Here is a 15607-nt window from a genome sequence, read left to right as displayed (position 1 = left end):
TTATTTACGTTTGTTTCTGATTAAATAATTAGCTGCTGCCGTTTCGATGTCTTCCGAAGTTTCCTGCTTATTACGCATTAACCATTCGTCTATTTCTTGTCTGTTGAAATAGAGTTTCTTGCCCTGTGGACAGAAGTGTGGGATTTGCTTTGAAGAGGTTAGCTTGTAGAGATGTGATGCACTGATGTCAAGATACTTGCAGGCATCATTAAAATTGAGTACTTCTTTTTGAAGTCTGTTTTGCTCGTCAATTTTTAGTTCTAATTGACTTAGCTTTTCGAGAATTTGATTTACTTCCATCATTGTATATTTTTATGATTACGGAAGCAAAACAAGGCACTAAATCAGTGCTATGGTAGTTGCATAGGGTTGTGCAACCCTATGTTATTATGTTTATTATCAGTTAGTTAAGGTCTTTATTTTTCTTTATCTTTTTTTGCTCGATGCCCTAAATGATAGAATTTTTCCTGCCAAAAATCTACTGCATTGAAGTCTGGAGATTCAAAAGCGTTTCTCAAAGAGTTGGCACTCACATCTTCTTTTTGTTTGGATGAAAAACTCTCGGCAATGAAATTGCATATATCTGTTTTGTGTTTAGCTTCAATGATGCCTTCCTCATATAAGGCTCTGAATAAATAGGCTATTTCTTTGACAGTTAGATTGGTTTTTAGCTTGTTTTTAGGCTCTTGTTGGGCTTGAATAGAGAAGTCGGCAAATGAACCTAAATAGCCTTTTTTGAAGTCTTGTAGGGCTTGTTCTGTGGCTTCTTGGAATAGGTGGAAATGTTTCTCATACCATTTAAAAACGTGACCGAAATACTTGTTTTCGTACTCTGACATTTTAGAGTAATGATCTGGTTCAGGATTAGGATACCAGTAATCTTTATAATACTGTTCTTTCATAGCTTCAAAGCGTAGCTTTGGGCTATGGGTTTTGAACTGGCTCAATGATACCGTAAGGTATTTATTGATTTCGTTGTTATTGAGGTGTTGCGTTCTTTTGTAAATGGTCTGAACAAATTCACTCAACAAAGGACCTTCCATAAATCGGTTGAAATATTCAGGGTCGAATTTGTACTCTTCCCAAAAGTTGTCAAACTTATGTTTGTACTCAACAGCTTCAATTGAAATTCGCAATTCCAATTCTTCTACTAAAAATATTTGCGGTGCTTCCATACTTATAATTTGATTTTGATTTTGTTGGCAGCTTCCACCTTTTTCTCGTTGATAACCTTTGCGTATATCTCGGTAGTAGAAAGGTTTTTATGCCCTAATAATTTTGAAACGGTGTAAATGTCTGTGCCTAAAGTCAACTGAAGCGTAGCGTAAGTATGACGAGCACAGTGGAATGTGATGTGCTTATTGATGCCTGCATCAATTAACCAATCCTTTAAGTAGGTTTTGTTCCAGTTGCCATATTTAAGCCCTGTAAATACCTTTTCTTTTGGTTCTTTCTGTTCGCCTAATAATTCTCTTGCTTCTTCGGCAATGGGTAAGGTTTCTGCCCCGTTGGTTTTTTGCTGACGAAAACGAATGAAGTAGCCTAAATTATCAGAGTGCTGAATTTCTGACCATTTTAGTTTCTCAATATCCGACCATCTTAAACCAGTCAAACAAGAAAAAATGAACATACGCTTTAGCATTTCATTTCGGCAATGGGTATTGGCTAATTTCTGTAATTCTTCAAGGGTTAAAAATTCACGTTCTACATCATCCTGTGGAAATGGTTCTACTTGCTCCGCAGGATTGAATTTGATTAAGCCTTCTTTTAATGCTTGTTTTAGTGCAGCTCTTAATTTATTAAAATAACTGTACTTGGTATTTAATGAAATGCCGTCACCTGTTTTGGTTTTCGCTTCATAGTCCAGGTAATCTTTAAAGCCTTCAACCCATTCTTTATCTAATCGCTCAAAGGTTACATCTTTAGGATTATAGGCTTTTATCAGAATACGGACTGCATTCCAATTGCCATAATTACCTAAACTGGCTTTCTTTTTTTCGGTGAGTGCATCAAAAAACTCAAAGAAACTACCTTTCAATTTCTCTTTATCTCGGAAACCGTAGATACTGTTTTGAACTTCTAAATGTCTTTTGCTTCGGATGCTCTCCGCCAATTCAAGGATTTTTTTGTTCTCGTCCTTTTGGGCTTTAGTCAAACTTCCTTTGTCGGGTTCGGGTGTGAGGTATAAACCTAAATGCTCATACTCTCGCTTACCTTGGTCGTAGTAATCAAGGTAGAGAGTAATCTTGTTACCCTTTTTGCGTTGTCTTAATGTTATTTTCATTGCTCATCAGTTAAAAAGATTATCAATTTCGGAACGTGGTATAATGGTTCTTCTGCCCAGCTTACCTGCTTTTATGTCTTCTCTTTGAATCATTCGTTGAATTGTCCATCTGCTTGCACCTAATAAAATGGCAGCTTCTTGAATACTTAAAAACTCCTTATCTCTAAGATTGATAAAATTTCCTGTTTGAATTGGCAGGCTTTGCAGACTTTGCAGGCTTTCGGAATTTGCAGAAGTAACGGATTTGATTTGCTCCTTTAGGGTAGCCTGTACTTTTTCCTCTCGCTTAATTTGCTTGTAGTGTCGGGAATTACAAGTTTTTGAGCAATACCGTGTTGTTGTGGTTTGGGCAACAAATGCCTGACCACAATATTGACAGAATTTCGGAATTTTAATATTACTACTCATTTGGTGCTTATTAGTGCCTGATGTTGCTCGGTGGTGCTGATTGGTGCATCATTTCACCAGTACCTACTAATTTGTGCTTTTGGGCAACAAATTTGTTGTTTGAACAACAACTTGGCAACAAAAATAAGCAATAAAGTGCAATTGGGCAACAAATAAGGGAAGAAAGTGAACCTATAAACCTAACAATAGTAGGCAGTTAGCAAATAAGAGAAAGATAACTACTTCCCGATACAAAAATTAGCAAAGATATTTCCCAATAGATCATCATTGGTAATCTCTCCTGTTATTTCCCCAAAATGGTATAATGCCTGACGAATATCAATGGCCAGTAAATCGCCCGACAAACCTGTTTTCAATCCTTCTTTTACTTTTTGTATTTCTTCAAAAGCCTTCAACAGGGCATCGTAATGACGCGTATTGGTTACAATGGTTTCGTTGTTACGAAGTGCTCCTGTATTGATTAAATCCAAAAGTGAATGTGTCAATTCTTCCACACCCTTTCCTGTTTTTGCTGAAAGAAATTGAATGTCTGGTATTTGGGATTTAAGATTTGCAACTTCCGAATCATTAATTTTATCCACCTTGTTTCCTAAAATGATTAAAGGTTTTTGGGGGTATTTGTTTTTTATTTTTTGAATCTCTACCACAACGTTATGTGATTTCTCACTGTTGTTCGAAATGACATCGGAATCAAACAAATAAATGACCACTTGGGCTTGATCTATTTTTTCAAATGTTTTTTTTATGCCTATGCTTTCCACAACATCTTTAGTTTCCCTGATTCCAGCTGTATCTATAAACCGAAAACCAATACCGCCAATGGAAATCTCATCTTCAATAGTATCGCGGGTTGTACCCGCAATTTCAGAAACAATGGCACGTTCCTCATTTAAAAGTGCATTTAAGAGCGTAGATTTCCCAACATTGGGCTCACCCACAATAGCCACTGGAATACCGTTCTTAATAACGTTACCAACAGCAAACGAATCAATCAAACGCTTTAAAACAAAACTGATACGCTCAATCAACGCCTTAAATTCGGTTCTATCAGCAAACTCAACATCTTCCTCTGCAAAATCCAATTCCAATTCAATGAGTGAAGCAAAATTCAGAAGTTGTTCGCGCAGTTTGGCAATTTCAGATGAAAAGCCTCCACGCATTTGCTGCATGGCTATTTTATGCGAGGCCTCGTTATCGCTGGCAATTAAATCGGCCACGGCTTCAGCCTGGCTTAAATCCAATTTGCCTTTTAAAAAGGCCCTCAGGGTAAATTCTCCGGCAGTTGCCATTCTGCAGCCCTTTCTTAAAAACAATTGTATGATTTCCTGTTGGATGTAATTGGAGCCGTGGCACGAAATCTCAACAACATCTTCACCTGTATATGAATTTGGATTTTTAAAAATGGAAACCAAAACTTCATCAATGGTCTTATCTGCATCAATAATATGCCCCAAATGAATGGTATGGGTTTTTTGGGAAGACAATTTTTTAGTGCTCTTGACAGATTTAAAACATGAATCTGCAATGGAGATAGCCTCGCTTCCAGACAAACGAATTACAGCTATGGCACCAGCACCCGATGGTGTTGCCAAAGCTACTATGGTGTCTTGATTTATCATTCGGCTAAAATACTAAATTTGAAAGGTTAACCGTCATAACGTTCTTCACAAAAACTTTATTAATAAATTCCGAAGTTTTACATAGTATACAATAATCCACATATTAACAAATATTTAACTTTAATATACTATGCTTACATAGTATATTTGCACGCTTGTTTCTAAATATTTAAACAGGTAAACACATTGAATATGACTTGAGCGATTGCTGCATCTCTCACATGCTAATTCTACCGCTAAGTCCACATGAATTTAATCCCCTAGTGCAACCGAGGTATAGATTTGCGATAAAATGAAAATAGCAGAATCTGATTATGCAAATCAAATTTTGAAATTTGTTGAAAACCAAATTGGCAACATCTTCTTTTTCAACCATATTGCTGTAGTAGAACTTAATGAAGGCGTGCATTTTGATATGACCAATTCTTCATCCATTATAGATGAAATTGTTTCATTTTTTGGTGATAAAGAGCCTTACGGTGTTATTGCTAACAGAATTAATTCGTACTCCGTAAATTTAATGGATGCTCCATTTTTCAGGACACAAGCAAAAAATATTTGTGCCTATGCTGTTGTTGGTCATGACCTTGCCGGTAAAATGAATGCTGAAATGGAAAATGATTTTTGTACTTCAGAAAAAGTAGATTACGACAATATTTACGAGGCCATTGCAGATGTTTATAAAAAAGTAACAAGCAAGGGGTACTTTTCTTTAAATTAAATAAATACCATCGGGCTTAAGCTCAACTTTACGTTGCTTGTACAAGGTTCCTATGGCCTTTTTAAAGTTCTTTTTGCTCATTTGAAGCTCTTCCTTAATTTCTTCTGGTGAAGATTTATCGGTCAACGCAATTTGTCCGCCATTATCATGAAGCGCTTTCAATATACGTTCAGCATTTGGCTCTATGTTTCTGTAACCAACTTGCCCTATGGAAATATCCAATTTGTTGCCCGGACGAATCTTTTTAACGATGCCCTTTAGTTTGTCGCCCACACTAAGGTCTCTAAAAATATTGTCCTTGTATATTAATCCAGAATGTTTTTTGTTGACTATAACATTCATGCCGATTTCTGATGGATGAGATACAATTAAATCGACTTCCTCAAAAGGTTTAACGGTAAGGTTTTTATTGTCCAAAAAATGGTTTGTTTTGCTCGATGCCACAAGTCTGTTGGTTTTTTCGTCTAGATAGCAATACACCAAATACCAACCACCTGGTTTCATTTTAAAGGCCTGTTCCTTAAATGGGCAAAACAGTTCCTTTACCAAACCCCAATCTAAAAAAGCACCATAATCTGTTACCTGATTACAGCGTAACAATGCAAAATCACCTTTCATAATATAAGGCTGTTCAGTAGTGGCTACTGGGCGTTCTTCGTTATCTAAATAAACAAAAACGTCCATTTTGTCCCAAATTTTAAAACGTTCTGGAACATAGCGATTAGGAAGCAATACTTCTTCATCATCCTTGTCAATTAAATAAACTCCGTGGTCTGTCTCACGAAGAATTTCCATTGTATTTATTTCCCCTAATTTTATCATGCTGCAAAGGTAGCAATAGCTTGTTTTATAATCATAAGAACCTTAAAATAAATCTTGTTGCTACTTCAATAAAAAAAAAGCGTTACAAAAATGCAACGCTTTAATTATTTTATGCGCTAAAGCCTAATAAGCAGACTCTTTTCCAAAGTGCTTGGTTAAAAGATAATAAACGACTGCTCTGTACTTATTTCTATTAGACTTACCGTACTTTTCCATTACTGCATCAATACCTTTATCTAAATCCGGTCCATTCTTTAAGCCCAATTTTTTAATTAAAAAGTTGTTTTTTACCGTTGATAATTCAGATTCATCTGAACCTGATACGGTAGCAGAATCGGCATTATAAATCGATGGCCCACAACCAATAGTTACTTTGGTTAATAAATCCATGTCTGCATTAACACCACATTTTTCTTTTAAATCTTCAGCGTACTTCGCAATTAGTTCGTCTCTTTTACTCATAATGATTTCATTTTTAATTTTAGTATATAATTGATAACCGATTTAAAGGTAACCATTTTTTTAGACACAGAAAATGTTTACAAGTCACTTTTACTTGATGAAATCAAAATAGTTTAACAGTATGTCGTCATTTAAATTTTTTGGCGTGAAAATTTCCAACAATTTTGGATTATTGCTTTTTTGGTAAAAGGATTTTAAAGCTGACTTTAGAGTTTCTTCATCCGAAGCAGATTCATAGTTTAAACCATACATCTCACAAAGCGGTTTGGCTGAATGTTTATGGGTAGTCTCAAAATAGGTGTCAAAATTCTCCGTGTTTTTATGGCCTGGCAAGATTCTGAAAATACCTCCACCTTGATTATTCACCACAATCATTCTAAAATTCTTTGGAATATAATTATTCCATAGCGCATTACTGTCATAAAGAAAGCTTAAATCACCTGTGATGAAAACAACCGGTTTCTCGCTGACCACTGAACAGCCAATTGCGGTAGACGTACTTCCCTCTATCCCACTCGTTCCTCTGTTACAATACACCTCAAGGCTTTTATCAAGTTTGAATAGCTGTGTGTAACGAATCGCCGAACTATTGCCCACTTGCAGTATGGAATTACTAGGAATTGATTTTAGCACTTTACTGAATATGCTAAAGTCTGAAAACGGTATTTGTTCCAAATACTCCTTATGTTTTTTTAATCTATTTTGCTTGACATCGTTCCATTTGCTTTTATAAGCGCTTTTTACGTAATGGGTAACTTTTGGCAAAAACGCTTCGAAAAATTGGTTCGGGGTAGCCTCAATATGGTTCTCTAAACAAAAAAAAGTGTCATAGGCCATTTTTTTATCGATATGCCAGTGGTGTTTTGGTTGAAATCTGCGCAATAACTGTTTTATCTTTTTTGAAACAATCAAGCCACCAAAAGTAACCAATATGTCTGGCTGGAGTTCTTTTTTATCCTCGTCCGTTAAAGGAGCTATCAATTGGTCAATACTAGGGAAAAAACTTGGGTGGTGTAAATTTGAAGTGGTTTCGGTAAGTACAATCACACTATCGTCCTCGGCCAATTCATCCAACCACTTTTTTTCAATTTGGTCTGGATAATTAACGCCTACCAAAATCATTTTTTTTGTTGCAGAATTCCAATCCTCAAAACATGATTGAAGTTGGTAGTCTTCAATCTCGGTTTGTTTTTGCGGACTTTCAATTGCTTTCGGGGAAACGCTTAACTTTTCAACTGTTTCATATAATGGTTCATCCAACGGAATGTTGATATGTACGGGTCCCTTTTGGTTTATCGAAACATTTATAGCATTGTTTATTTCTTCCTCATTATGGGTTTGTATGTCCTTTTGCAGTCCCAAAAGTCGTTCAAATTTATCCTCAAGATTCTTTAAAATAGGCAATTCTTCATGTCCCGGCACATTCTTTTCATCTTTTAAATCGAGCTTTAAATTTGCTGAATATAAAATATGGTTATCAAAAACGTTTTTCTGGTTGATGGTTTGTCCATCTCCAATACCAACTAAATGTTTTGGCCTATCGGCGGAAAGCACAACAAGTGGAATGTTGCTATAATAAGCCTCGGCCACAGCAGGATAATAGTTTAACAGTGCGCTTCCCGATGTACAAACCACAGCGGTTGGCGTTTGCGTTTTTTGGGCTATGCCCAATGCAAAAAATGCTGCACTTCGCTCATCAACAATACTGTAGCACTTAAAAAAATCTTCGTTTGTAAAACCTAAGGTTAAAGGTGCATTTCTGCTTCCTGGAGAAATTACAATATGCTTGATGCCCTTCAATTTGCATAATTGCACAATGGTTTGGGCAAGTGGGATTTTTGGATAAATCATTTAGTTACTTTGATTCATCAAAAATAAGAAATAGGTGGGTAAATGAAAGGCTTATAAAACGTTTTTAATCACCAATGATTTTGCTTCAGTCTCATCCCATTCCTTTTCAGGGTTTGAACTTTTAGTTATGCCTCCCCCGACATAAATTATAGCATGATTGTCTTGAATTTGCATGCAACGCAAATTAACATAAAGCTGGGTACTTTGTTTTGAAAAGGCATAGGCTCTGTTTTCAATATTTCTTCTTCCAGAACGCGGTTTAATTGATTTATCCAGATTAAGTTCGCCCAAATAACCTGTATAAAAACCACGGTGGTAATTTTCGTGCTTTAAAATGAATTGCTTTGCAACATCCTTTGGCAAACCACAAACTGCTGGTGTTGGATGGAGTGCATCAATTACTTCTTTTAGCGGAATGCCTTTTTTCAACTGTGCGCTAATCATTGTGCGCAAATGCACCAGGTTTCCAGCCTTTACGGTCTCAACATCAGAAACCTTAAGACTTTCAACAGAAGGTTTTAGGTTCTCTAAAATAAAATCGGTTACATATTGCTGTTCCTGTTTTTCCTTTTCCTGCCAAAGCACATTCAACGAACCTTCATATTTTTGGGTTCCGGCCAATGCCATGATGGAGAATTGGCTACCTTCAATTTTAATCAATGTTTCTGGTGTTGCGCCCAACCAAATACCTATTTTTGGGTGGTACCAACAATACACAAAAGCCGATTTATAGCTGCTTAAGAGTCTTTTGAAAATTTCAATGGGATTGTTTTCTTTAAGTTGAACGGTTTCTTTTCTTGAAAGCACCACTTTTTTGAATTTGTCTTCAGAAATGGCTTCAATGCCCTTTTTTACAAGGTTGACATGGTTTTCTTTTCCATTTTCTTCAGAAGATGGTTTTAGTTCCCGTGCCTCAACGTCCACTGTTGGGACGGATGAAACAGCAATAATTTCTGAATGTTCTTTCGGGATTAAAATTGAAGGTTCGATATCATCAAAGGGCGAAAAAACAAATCCTCTTTGCGTAAAATCTTCAATCAAATATAAATCATCCGTTTTTTGAAGCATCGCCTTAACGTCTTCCCTGTTGGGCTTTCTGTAAACGACAAATGGCAATTGCTTTTTGTATTGAGTTGAAACAAACTCGAAAAAATCCTTAGAAGTCATCAATGCTTATTTCGATTTTGGAAGGGCTATGGTGGTTAATTTACATAGTGATATTAGGTTATCGGCTTCGTCGGTAACGCGTATATCAAAAATTTGGGTCGTTCTTCCCTTGTGGACAATCTTAGCCTTTGCAAATACAAAACCAGCTTTAACACTTTTTACATGATTGGCGGAAATTTCTATACCACGAACAAAAACATCATTTAAATTAAAAAGTAGTTCGGCGGCAAAACTACCAACAGTTTCTGCTAAGGCAACGGTAGCGCCACCATGAAGCACGCCATCGGGCTGATGCACTCTCGAGTTTACGGGCATTTTAGCAATAAGGAAATCATCACCAAAATCCACAAACTCAATCTGTAAAGTTTCCAATAAGGTATTTTTACTGATGACCTTTGTTCTTGCTAAAAATTCTTCCTTTGTTATTTGCATGAGCTTTGTAAATTAAAAGTGTGTAAAATTACAAAACGCAAATAAAACCAACTTAAAAACCCAAAAGAAAATGGTTTTATGTTTTATTGAAATTATGAATTGAACAAAGGATATCTAAGCAATAGCATTACACCTTCATTGGGTTGTGAAGTTAAGTCCAATTCAGCATTGATCAATGATGACCTGCTTTTCATGTTAATAAGTCCCGAACCTTTTTCTATATCATTAACATCAAAGCCTTTGCCATCATCTTTTGCCTTAATCAACAATAAATTAGGTTGGTAATCTAAAGTGACCTCAATATTTTTTGCTTCGGAATATTTAACCGAATTTGACAAAAACTCCTGAAGAATCCTAAAAAGTATAATTTCATGATTCCTTTGTGAAAAATCAACTTTCTCTCCAATAATCTTAAGTTCGGCTGATTCAAATTTCATCTTTTTAAGCCGATTCAACTCATTTGTTATTGATTTTTCAAAACCATTGTTTAAAACCACTTCATTGTTCAAGGTTTTTGAAAGCGCCCTAACTTCAGCTAAACCTTCCTTTAAGGCGTCTGAGGTATCTTTAAATTTCTCTTTGATATCCTCAGCCATTTGCATTTTTAAAATACTTAATTGCATGTTGGCAAACGACAATAATTGCCCTATGTTATCATGCAACTCCCAACCAATATTTTTTAAGGTTTGTTCTTGGGTTTCGGTTTGTGCGAGAGCAATTTCTGCTTCGAATGCCCTTTGTTGCTCCATTTTTTCTTGTAGTAATTTGTTCTTTCGCTTTAAAAAGACAATAAAAAAAATGACCACCAAAGCTGTTACAATCACCAAAACGGCAATCATATAAATCAACAAATAACGCTCTGAAGCCGTGCTGGCTAATCGTTCTCTGGTCTGCACCATAAAAAGGAAAAAGTATAAGTTAAATACATAAAGATGTTGGCCGATAAATATACCAATCTTCGCAATTTACGAAAGTTTAAATCGTTAGGCGGTTTGCCAACTTCGTAGGTATTATATACATCGTAAAATGTTAATGGTGTAATAATCAACCACCAAATAAAAATTGTGACAGTAATATAAAAATATATTGATTTATAGAATACCAAGATTTTATCACTGGTTAAAATTTCCATAAAATAAAACATAGAACACATAAAAACAATTGCAGCTCCCAACAAATCAAAAACTTCAAAAAATTGAAAAAAGAATTGCTCCCAATTTAACCCAATATATAGCGCAGAGAAAAACAGAAATGAGTAACCCGCTACTTTTACAATGTTTTGGAATAAGACAGTTTTTAAAATTTTATAATAAAAAAAACAAAGGAATACAATTGCCCCAACATCCCAATACAACGTAGACCACCAGTGATTTTTTTCAACCTTGGTGCCAATTAAAAAGTACAGCGCCCTATTAGGGTTTACGAAAAATGTATAGAAACATAGTGTGTCTGAAATGGCAACAAGCAACAGAAACCATATAAAATATTTTGCAACAGAGTTTCTATATTTTTTATAACACAAAAGACCCGTTATAGCAGCTAAAAACTCTAACGTGTAGGTTGAAAATGAATAATGCTTTAAAAGAAACTCTATCACAGAAGACTATTAATCATAACCATTTTCTCCACCTGTTCCCTGGTTTAGTGGTGGTGTTGGAATATTGCCATTGCCTTGCACTAAGTTAAAGTTTAAGCTATTGGCTGTTGAATTGTTTTTCTTGCCTGTAGGCACTATAAACATAGTGGTTAAATCTTTTTTACTCTGTCCAGCATTTTGACCATAAACTCCAAGATAAACCCTTATTCCAGTCATGTCATACCCTATGCTATCTGAATAATGCTTTGCGTAGCCCAAATAATCTTCAACATCTTTTAAGTCCCAATAAACTGAACGATCGTCTTTATCCCTGCCTTGCTTTTGTGCAGCCGAATCAACCGCAGCCTTTCTATATCTTGTCCAATTATCATTTAGTGATTTAGCCTCAGCGACAGATATAACTCCTTTGGGTTTAACAATTTTGGTTTCAAGAGGTGGCAATTCGCAATTTCTTGGACAAAAATAATAGGTCAAAACTGCTCCGATAATAAATCCTAAAATAATGTAACTGAGTTTTTTCATGTTGGTTAGTTTAGTGGTTAATAATAGCTGGTCTAAAATAATAAAAAGATTTCATACTGTACGATTTATATAAACATCATGTTGGAAATCCCAACATAGCACCCATCCCAACCGTAAACAACCAACATCCATATAAAGTGTGCTCAATTGATACTAAAAGCGTTGATTTTGTTCTATAGAACGTAAAGGCGAAAAGCACTCCCCCTAAAAATGTTAAAACAATCACTAAAACATTCCAAAAAAACAGATGTCCTAAAGAAAACATTATGGCATTTATAAAAACCAATACCTTTTCGTTTTTAAAAAAATGACTGTACCGTCTAAAGAAAAATGTTCTGTAAATCAATTCTTGAGGATAAACTGAAAAGATGCTGTAAACAAATAGCAACAAAAACCATAAGAAAGGCTTGTGAACTAGGACAGAAAAAAGAGCATTTGGATGTGTTAGCCAAACAAATAATGTCGTAACAACTCCAACTAAAATTAATTTTGAACATGTTTCTTTCCAAAATCCTGGCCAATCAATGGCTTTTGAAATTTCAAATTTCTCGTTTTCAACTTTCAGCAAAACAAATAAAACATAAAGAAACCCTAAAAACCCAACAGCTAATTTCAAATAATGTGGATAATCAAAAACGAAGCTAACCGGAACTAAAATAAAGGCAACCAGAAACTCTAATATTTTAAAACCGTTTGACTGCATTTAAAAATCAATAACAGTGGTATTTTTAACAGCATTGATTACAAACATGCTGTGGGTACTCCCGATATGATTGATTGTGGTCAATTTTTTTACCATAAATTCCCTAAAAGCAGCCATATCTTTAACCAATACTTTCAATAGGTAATCGTAATCGCCACTAATATGATAACATTCAAGCACTTCCTTTAAGCTTTTTACTTCTTTCTCAAAACTAACTACATATTCTTGGCTGTGTTGCAATAGTTTCACATGGCAAAAAACCATGAAGTTTTTATCGATTTTTTCCTTGTTCAACAAAACGGTATAGCCATCAATATAGCCTTCCTTTTCAAGCTTTTTAATCCTTTCATAAACCGCTGTAACAGAAAGGTCCAATTTATTGGCCAATTCTTTGTTCGTTTGCTTACTATCTGATTGTAAATAATCTAGTAACTTTTTATCTGTTGCATCAAATATCATAGATGAAAAATTTTCATTGCCAAACTGTTTATTTTTATAAATATAGAAAAATATTCTTAATTTATTATTTTATATAGTTTTATATTCTACAATTTTTAATAATGATTGCAAATAATTCTATAAGTGATTAAATTTACTAAAACTTAAAATAAAACAATTATGCCCTTTAAACCTGCAAACAACATTCAAGATTTACAATATTTTGGCGAATTTGGAGGTGTTAATCCTTCTATTTCAGACTCTTCAACATACACATTTTTGTCTGCTAAAACCATGTTCGACACTTTTGAAGGCAATGCAGACGGGTGCTACCTGTACTCCCGTCACTCCTCACCTTCCAACCTATATTTGGGACAAGCCTTAGCGGCCATGGAAAGCACCGAAACAGCTAATGTTTCAGCCTCTGGTATGGGTGCCATTACAGCTGTAATATTGCAATTGTGCGGTGCGAACGACCATATTATTTCTAGCCGAACCATTTATGGTGGTACTTATGCCTTCTTTAAGAATTTCACGCCCCGTTTCAACATTAAAACAACGTTTGTCGATATCACAGATTTAAAACGAGTTGAAGCCGCCATTACAAAAAAGACCAAAATTTTGTATTGTGAATCCGTTAGCAATCCCCTTTTGGAAGTTGCCGATATTAAAGCTTTGGCCAAGATTGCCAAAAAACATCAATTAAAATTGGTAGTTGATAACACGTTTTCACCATTATCTATATCACCAGCTGTGTTAGGGGCTGATATTGTTATCCATAGTCTAACAAAATTCATAAATGGCTCTAGCGACACGGTTGGCGGTGTGGTTTGTGGCAGCCAAGATTTTATTGACGAGTTACGCAATGTAAATGATGGTGCTTCAATGCTTTTAGGCTCAACAATGGACAGCTTGAGAGCGGCATCCATTTTAAAAAACCTGAGAACCTTGCATGTTAGAATGCAGCAGCACAGTAAAAATGCCCTGTTTTTGGCTGAAAAGTTTGAAGCCGATGGTTTGAAAACGGTTTACCCCGGGTTAAAATCACATCCTTCGCACAATCTGTTCAAAAAAATGATGAACCCCGAATACGGCTTTGGTGGCATGCTAACCATTGATGTTGGCTCTTTGGAAAAGGCTAATGAACTCATGGAACTCATGCAAAACAGAAATCTGGGTTATTTGGCCGTTAGCCTTGGGTTTTACAAAACTCTGTTCAGCGCTCCAGGAACATCTACCTCTTCTGAAATCCCAGAAGAAGAGCAAAAGGAAATGGGTTTAAGCGATGGACTGATTCGTTTTTCTATTGGATTGGACGCAGATATTGAACGTACTTACCAAATGATGCATGAATGCATGGTTGAGCTAAACATTTTCGAAAAAGTAATGGCTTAATCTTGTTTTCCTTTTATTCGTCGCCAAAAGACTGACAAATCTTCACTAGATGGTGGTTTTCCTTCAAATGGAAGGATATTCCAGCGGTCTTCATCTTTGTAGATGGTAAAACTAAATATCGAAGAATTAGGGTCCTCAGCATTAAGCAACGGATATCGCAAATCGTTGTACCGAAATTGACCAACTGTATCCAAAGGAATAATATTGTAATACCCATTGCTGAACCAGGACAAAGTTTTTATATCCTTGTTTTCCATCGGTACGAGTTCATGATTTTTTGGTAATTGCTGCCAATCTGAAAATTGATTGCTTTTATCCAATAACGAGTAAAAAGCAACATGATAGGCATCTTCTCCTTCGGCTATGCCATACCATAATATATTGTTGAAAATGGATGGCTGGGTCTGGAATCGACTAAAGGAAATCTTATTTTCTTCCAAAGATTTTTTAAAAACATGATTCACATAAACCTTATTAACCAAGGTTAAAAGCATGTAAATCGAACTTATGGCAATCCCCATTTTATTCCAAAATTTTCGCTTTGCACTTGTTCGTCTAAAAAACATAACAACTACCAAACACAACAAAAAAGGCAAAGTGTAAATAGGGTCTACAACAGCAATATTATTAATGGCAACACGGTAATTGGAAAAAGGCAGAAACAATTGTGTGCCGTAAGGTGTAAAGCTATCTAAAAGTGGATGGGTGAAAATGGACAAAAAGAACAGCCAAATCCAATCTTTCCTAGATGTGCTTCCCTTTCGTTTCCGGGTATTGTATAGCCAATAAACCAAATATCCCAAAACAAAGGCCGCCAAAACCGCAAATACCAACGAATGCATAAACCCTCTATGGAACGCCATAGAATCTATTTCGTTTTGAAACAACCATCTTCCAACAAAAACATCCAAATCAGGGATGGTTCCACCAATGGCGCCAAAAAGCAGAGCTTTATTGCCAATCTTTTTTCCCAAAGCCACTTCACCGCAGGCAGCACCCAAAACTATCTGTGTTAATGAATCCATTTACGAATAAAAATTTGAAATACAAATGTACACAACTCTTTGATCTCAACGCTTGATTGAAATTCGCTGCTTTTAATCAATGAAAAATAAAATCTCTTAAACAAGATTATTGCCATTTGCTTTACAATGTTGTGAAGTCGATAATTTCCGACACAATATTT

The 15607-nt window shown here is 35.5% G+C and carries 18 protein-coding genes; 2 read left to right on the top strand and 16 right to left on the bottom strand.

The features are described 5' to 3' along the window. From WJN01_RS08205 to mnmE, 5 genes are all read right to left on the bottom strand, one after another. Window positions 1-303 (bottom strand): helix-turn-helix domain-containing protein, encoded by a 303-nt coding sequence (locus WJN01_RS08205; protein WP_445196667.1) that lies wholly within the window; start codon window positions 301-303, stop codon window positions 1-3. A gap of 113 nt (window positions 304-416) precedes the next feature. Then, window positions 417-1175, bottom strand: coding sequence for a hypothetical protein (locus WJN01_RS08200; protein WP_445196666.1), 759 nt, complete (start codon window positions 1173-1175; stop codon window positions 417-419). A 2-nt stretch (window positions 1176-1177) separates the two neighbouring features. Then, window positions 1178-2284 (bottom strand): site-specific integrase, encoded by a 1107-nt coding sequence (locus WJN01_RS08195; protein ID WP_445196665.1) that lies wholly within the window; start codon window positions 2282-2284, stop codon window positions 1178-1180. A 6-nt stretch (window positions 2285-2290) separates the two neighbouring features. Continuing rightward, window positions 2291-2692, bottom strand: coding sequence for a helix-turn-helix domain-containing protein (locus WJN01_RS08190; protein ID WP_445196664.1), 402 nt, complete (start codon window positions 2690-2692; stop codon window positions 2291-2293). Window positions 2693-2910: 218 nt separating this feature from the next. Beyond that, complete coding sequence (gene mnmE / locus WJN01_RS08185; RefSeq protein ID WP_445196663.1) at window positions 2911-4311, bottom strand: tRNA uridine-5-carboxymethylaminomethyl(34) synthesis GTPase MnmE; 1401 nt, start codon at window positions 4309-4311, stop codon at window positions 2911-2913. A gap of 292 nt (window positions 4312-4603) precedes the next feature. Between mnmE and WJN01_RS08180 the strand changes: the two genes are divergently transcribed. Continuing rightward, window positions 4604-5032, top strand: a complete 429-nt coding sequence (locus WJN01_RS08180; protein WP_445196662.1) for a hypothetical protein — start codon at window positions 4604-4606, stop codon at window positions 5030-5032. Here the strand turns inward: WJN01_RS08180 and WJN01_RS08175 are convergent. The 10 genes from WJN01_RS08175 to WJN01_RS08130 all read right to left on the bottom strand — a co-directional run bounded on the left by WJN01_RS08175 (window position 5024) and on the right by WJN01_RS08130 (window position 13047). Beyond that, window positions 5024-5854, bottom strand: coding sequence for a CvfB family protein (locus WJN01_RS08175; protein WP_445196661.1), 831 nt, complete (start codon window positions 5852-5854; stop codon window positions 5024-5026). The two genes, WJN01_RS08180 and WJN01_RS08175, sit on opposite strands and share 9 nt — an antisense overlap. 123 nt (window positions 5855-5977) lie before the next feature. Beyond that, window positions 5978-6316 (bottom strand): DUF2853 family protein, encoded by a 339-nt coding sequence (locus WJN01_RS08170; protein ID WP_445196660.1) that lies wholly within the window; start codon window positions 6314-6316, stop codon window positions 5978-5980. A gap of 90 nt (window positions 6317-6406) precedes the next feature. Continuing rightward, entirely contained in the window at window positions 6407-8167 is a 1761-nt protein-coding gene (gene menD / locus WJN01_RS08165; protein WP_445196659.1) for a 2-succinyl-5-enolpyruvyl-6-hydroxy-3-cyclohexene-1-carboxylate synthase, read from the bottom strand. Between the two features lie 51 nt (window positions 8168-8218). Further along, a complete protein-coding gene (locus WJN01_RS08160) occupies window positions 8219-9334 on the bottom strand; it encodes a chorismate-binding protein (protein ID WP_445196658.1) in 1116 nt (371 codons plus the stop codon). Between the two features lie 6 nt (window positions 9335-9340). Then, entirely contained in the window at window positions 9341-9766 is a 426-nt protein-coding gene (locus WJN01_RS08155) for a PaaI family thioesterase (RefSeq protein WP_445196657.1), read from the bottom strand. 92 nt (window positions 9767-9858) lie between these two features. Further along, window positions 9859-10665: a sensor histidine kinase gene (locus WJN01_RS08150; protein ID WP_445196656.1), complete on the bottom strand. Its 807-nt coding sequence runs from the start codon at window positions 10663-10665 to the stop codon at window positions 9859-9861. Next, window positions 10641-11363, bottom strand: a complete 723-nt coding sequence (locus WJN01_RS08145; RefSeq protein ID WP_445196655.1) for a hypothetical protein — start codon at window positions 11361-11363, stop codon at window positions 10641-10643. Before WJN01_RS08145 ends, WJN01_RS08150 begins: the two co-directional genes overlap by 25 nt. 9 nt (window positions 11364-11372) lie before the next feature. After that, window positions 11373-11885: a hypothetical protein gene (locus WJN01_RS08140; protein WP_445196654.1), complete on the bottom strand. Its 513-nt coding sequence runs from the start codon at window positions 11883-11885 to the stop codon at window positions 11373-11375. A gap of 76 nt (window positions 11886-11961) precedes the next feature. Then, entirely contained in the window at window positions 11962-12588 is a 627-nt protein-coding gene (locus WJN01_RS08135; RefSeq protein WP_445196653.1) for a CPBP family glutamic-type intramembrane protease, read from the bottom strand. After that, window positions 12589-13047 (bottom strand): Lrp/AsnC family transcriptional regulator, encoded by a 459-nt coding sequence (locus WJN01_RS08130; protein WP_445196652.1) that lies wholly within the window; start codon window positions 13045-13047, stop codon window positions 12589-12591. Between the two features lie 159 nt (window positions 13048-13206). Here WJN01_RS08130 and WJN01_RS08125 point away from each other — a divergent pair, with 159 nt between their 5' ends. After that, window positions 13207-14421, top strand: a complete 1215-nt coding sequence (locus WJN01_RS08125; RefSeq protein WP_445196651.1) for an aminotransferase class I/II-fold pyridoxal phosphate-dependent enzyme — start codon at window positions 13207-13209, stop codon at window positions 14419-14421. On the opposite strand, the gene WJN01_RS08120 is transcribed toward WJN01_RS08125, so the two are convergent. Next, the gene (locus WJN01_RS08120; protein ID WP_445196650.1) at window positions 14418-15446 is read right to left on the bottom strand and encodes a metal-dependent hydrolase; all 1029 of its coding nucleotides are present in this window, start codon (window positions 15444-15446) and stop codon (window positions 14418-14420) included. The two genes, WJN01_RS08125 and WJN01_RS08120, sit on opposite strands and share 4 nt — an antisense overlap. Window positions 15447-15607: the final 161 nt, after the last annotated feature.

It is taken from the genome of Tamlana sedimenti (assembly GCF_038148895.1).
In the GTDB taxonomy this organism is placed as follows: domain Bacteria; phylum Bacteroidota; class Bacteroidia; order Flavobacteriales; family Flavobacteriaceae; genus Tamlana.
This window is presented reverse-complemented; position numbering and strand designations above follow the sequence as displayed.

Excerpts from the sequence above, each read along its gene's own strand:
- WJN01_RS08205 (WP_445196667.1), bottom strand. The coding sequence starts at position 303 with ATGATGGAAGTAAATCAAATTCTCGAAAAGCTAAGTCAATTAGAACTA.
- WJN01_RS08200 (WP_445196666.1), bottom strand. The coding sequence starts at position 1,175 with ATGGAAGCACCGCAAATATTTTTAGTAGAAGAATTGGAATTGCGAATT.
- WJN01_RS08195 (WP_445196665.1), bottom strand. The coding sequence starts at position 2,284 with ATGAAAATAACATTAAGACAACGCAAAAAGGGTAACAAGATTACTCTC.
- WJN01_RS08190 (WP_445196664.1), bottom strand. The coding sequence starts at position 2,692 with ATGAGTAGTAATATTAAAATTCCGAAATTCTGTCAATATTGTGGTCAG.
- mnmE (WP_445196663.1), bottom strand. The coding sequence starts at position 4,311 with ATGATAAATCAAGACACCATAGTAGCTTTGGCAACACCATCGGGTGCT.
- WJN01_RS08180 (WP_445196662.1), top strand. The coding sequence starts at position 4,604 with ATGAAAATAGCAGAATCTGATTATGCAAATCAAATTTTGAAATTTGTT.
- WJN01_RS08175 (WP_445196661.1), bottom strand. The coding sequence starts at position 5,854 with ATGATAAAATTAGGGGAAATAAATACAATGGAAATTCTTCGTGAGACA.
- WJN01_RS08170 (WP_445196660.1), bottom strand. The coding sequence starts at position 6,316 with ATGAGTAAAAGAGACGAACTAATTGCGAAGTACGCTGAAGATTTAAAA.
- menD (WP_445196659.1), bottom strand. The coding sequence starts at position 8,167 with ATGATTTATCCAAAAATCCCACTTGCCCAAACCATTGTGCAATTATGC.
- WJN01_RS08160 (WP_445196658.1), bottom strand. The coding sequence starts at position 9,334 with ATGACTTCTAAGGATTTTTTCGAGTTTGTTTCAACTCAATACAAAAAG.
- WJN01_RS08155 (WP_445196657.1), bottom strand. The coding sequence starts at position 9,766 with ATGCAAATAACAAAGGAAGAATTTTTAGCAAGAACAAAGGTCATCAGT.
- WJN01_RS08150 (WP_445196656.1), bottom strand. The coding sequence starts at position 10,665 with ATGGTGCAGACCAGAGAACGATTAGCCAGCACGGCTTCAGAGCGTTAT.
- WJN01_RS08140 (WP_445196654.1), bottom strand. The coding sequence starts at position 11,885 with ATGAAAAAACTCAGTTACATTATTTTAGGATTTATTATCGGAGCAGTT.
- WJN01_RS08135 (WP_445196653.1), bottom strand. The coding sequence starts at position 12,588 with ATGCAGTCAAACGGTTTTAAAATATTAGAGTTTCTGGTTGCCTTTATT.
- WJN01_RS08130 (WP_445196652.1), bottom strand. The coding sequence starts at position 13,047 with ATGATATTTGATGCAACAGATAAAAAGTTACTAGATTATTTACAATCA.
- WJN01_RS08125 (WP_445196651.1), top strand. The coding sequence starts at position 13,207 with ATGCCCTTTAAACCTGCAAACAACATTCAAGATTTACAATATTTTGGC.
- WJN01_RS08120 (WP_445196650.1), bottom strand. The coding sequence starts at position 15,446 with ATGGATTCATTAACACAGATAGTTTTGGGTGCTGCCTGCGGTGAAGTG.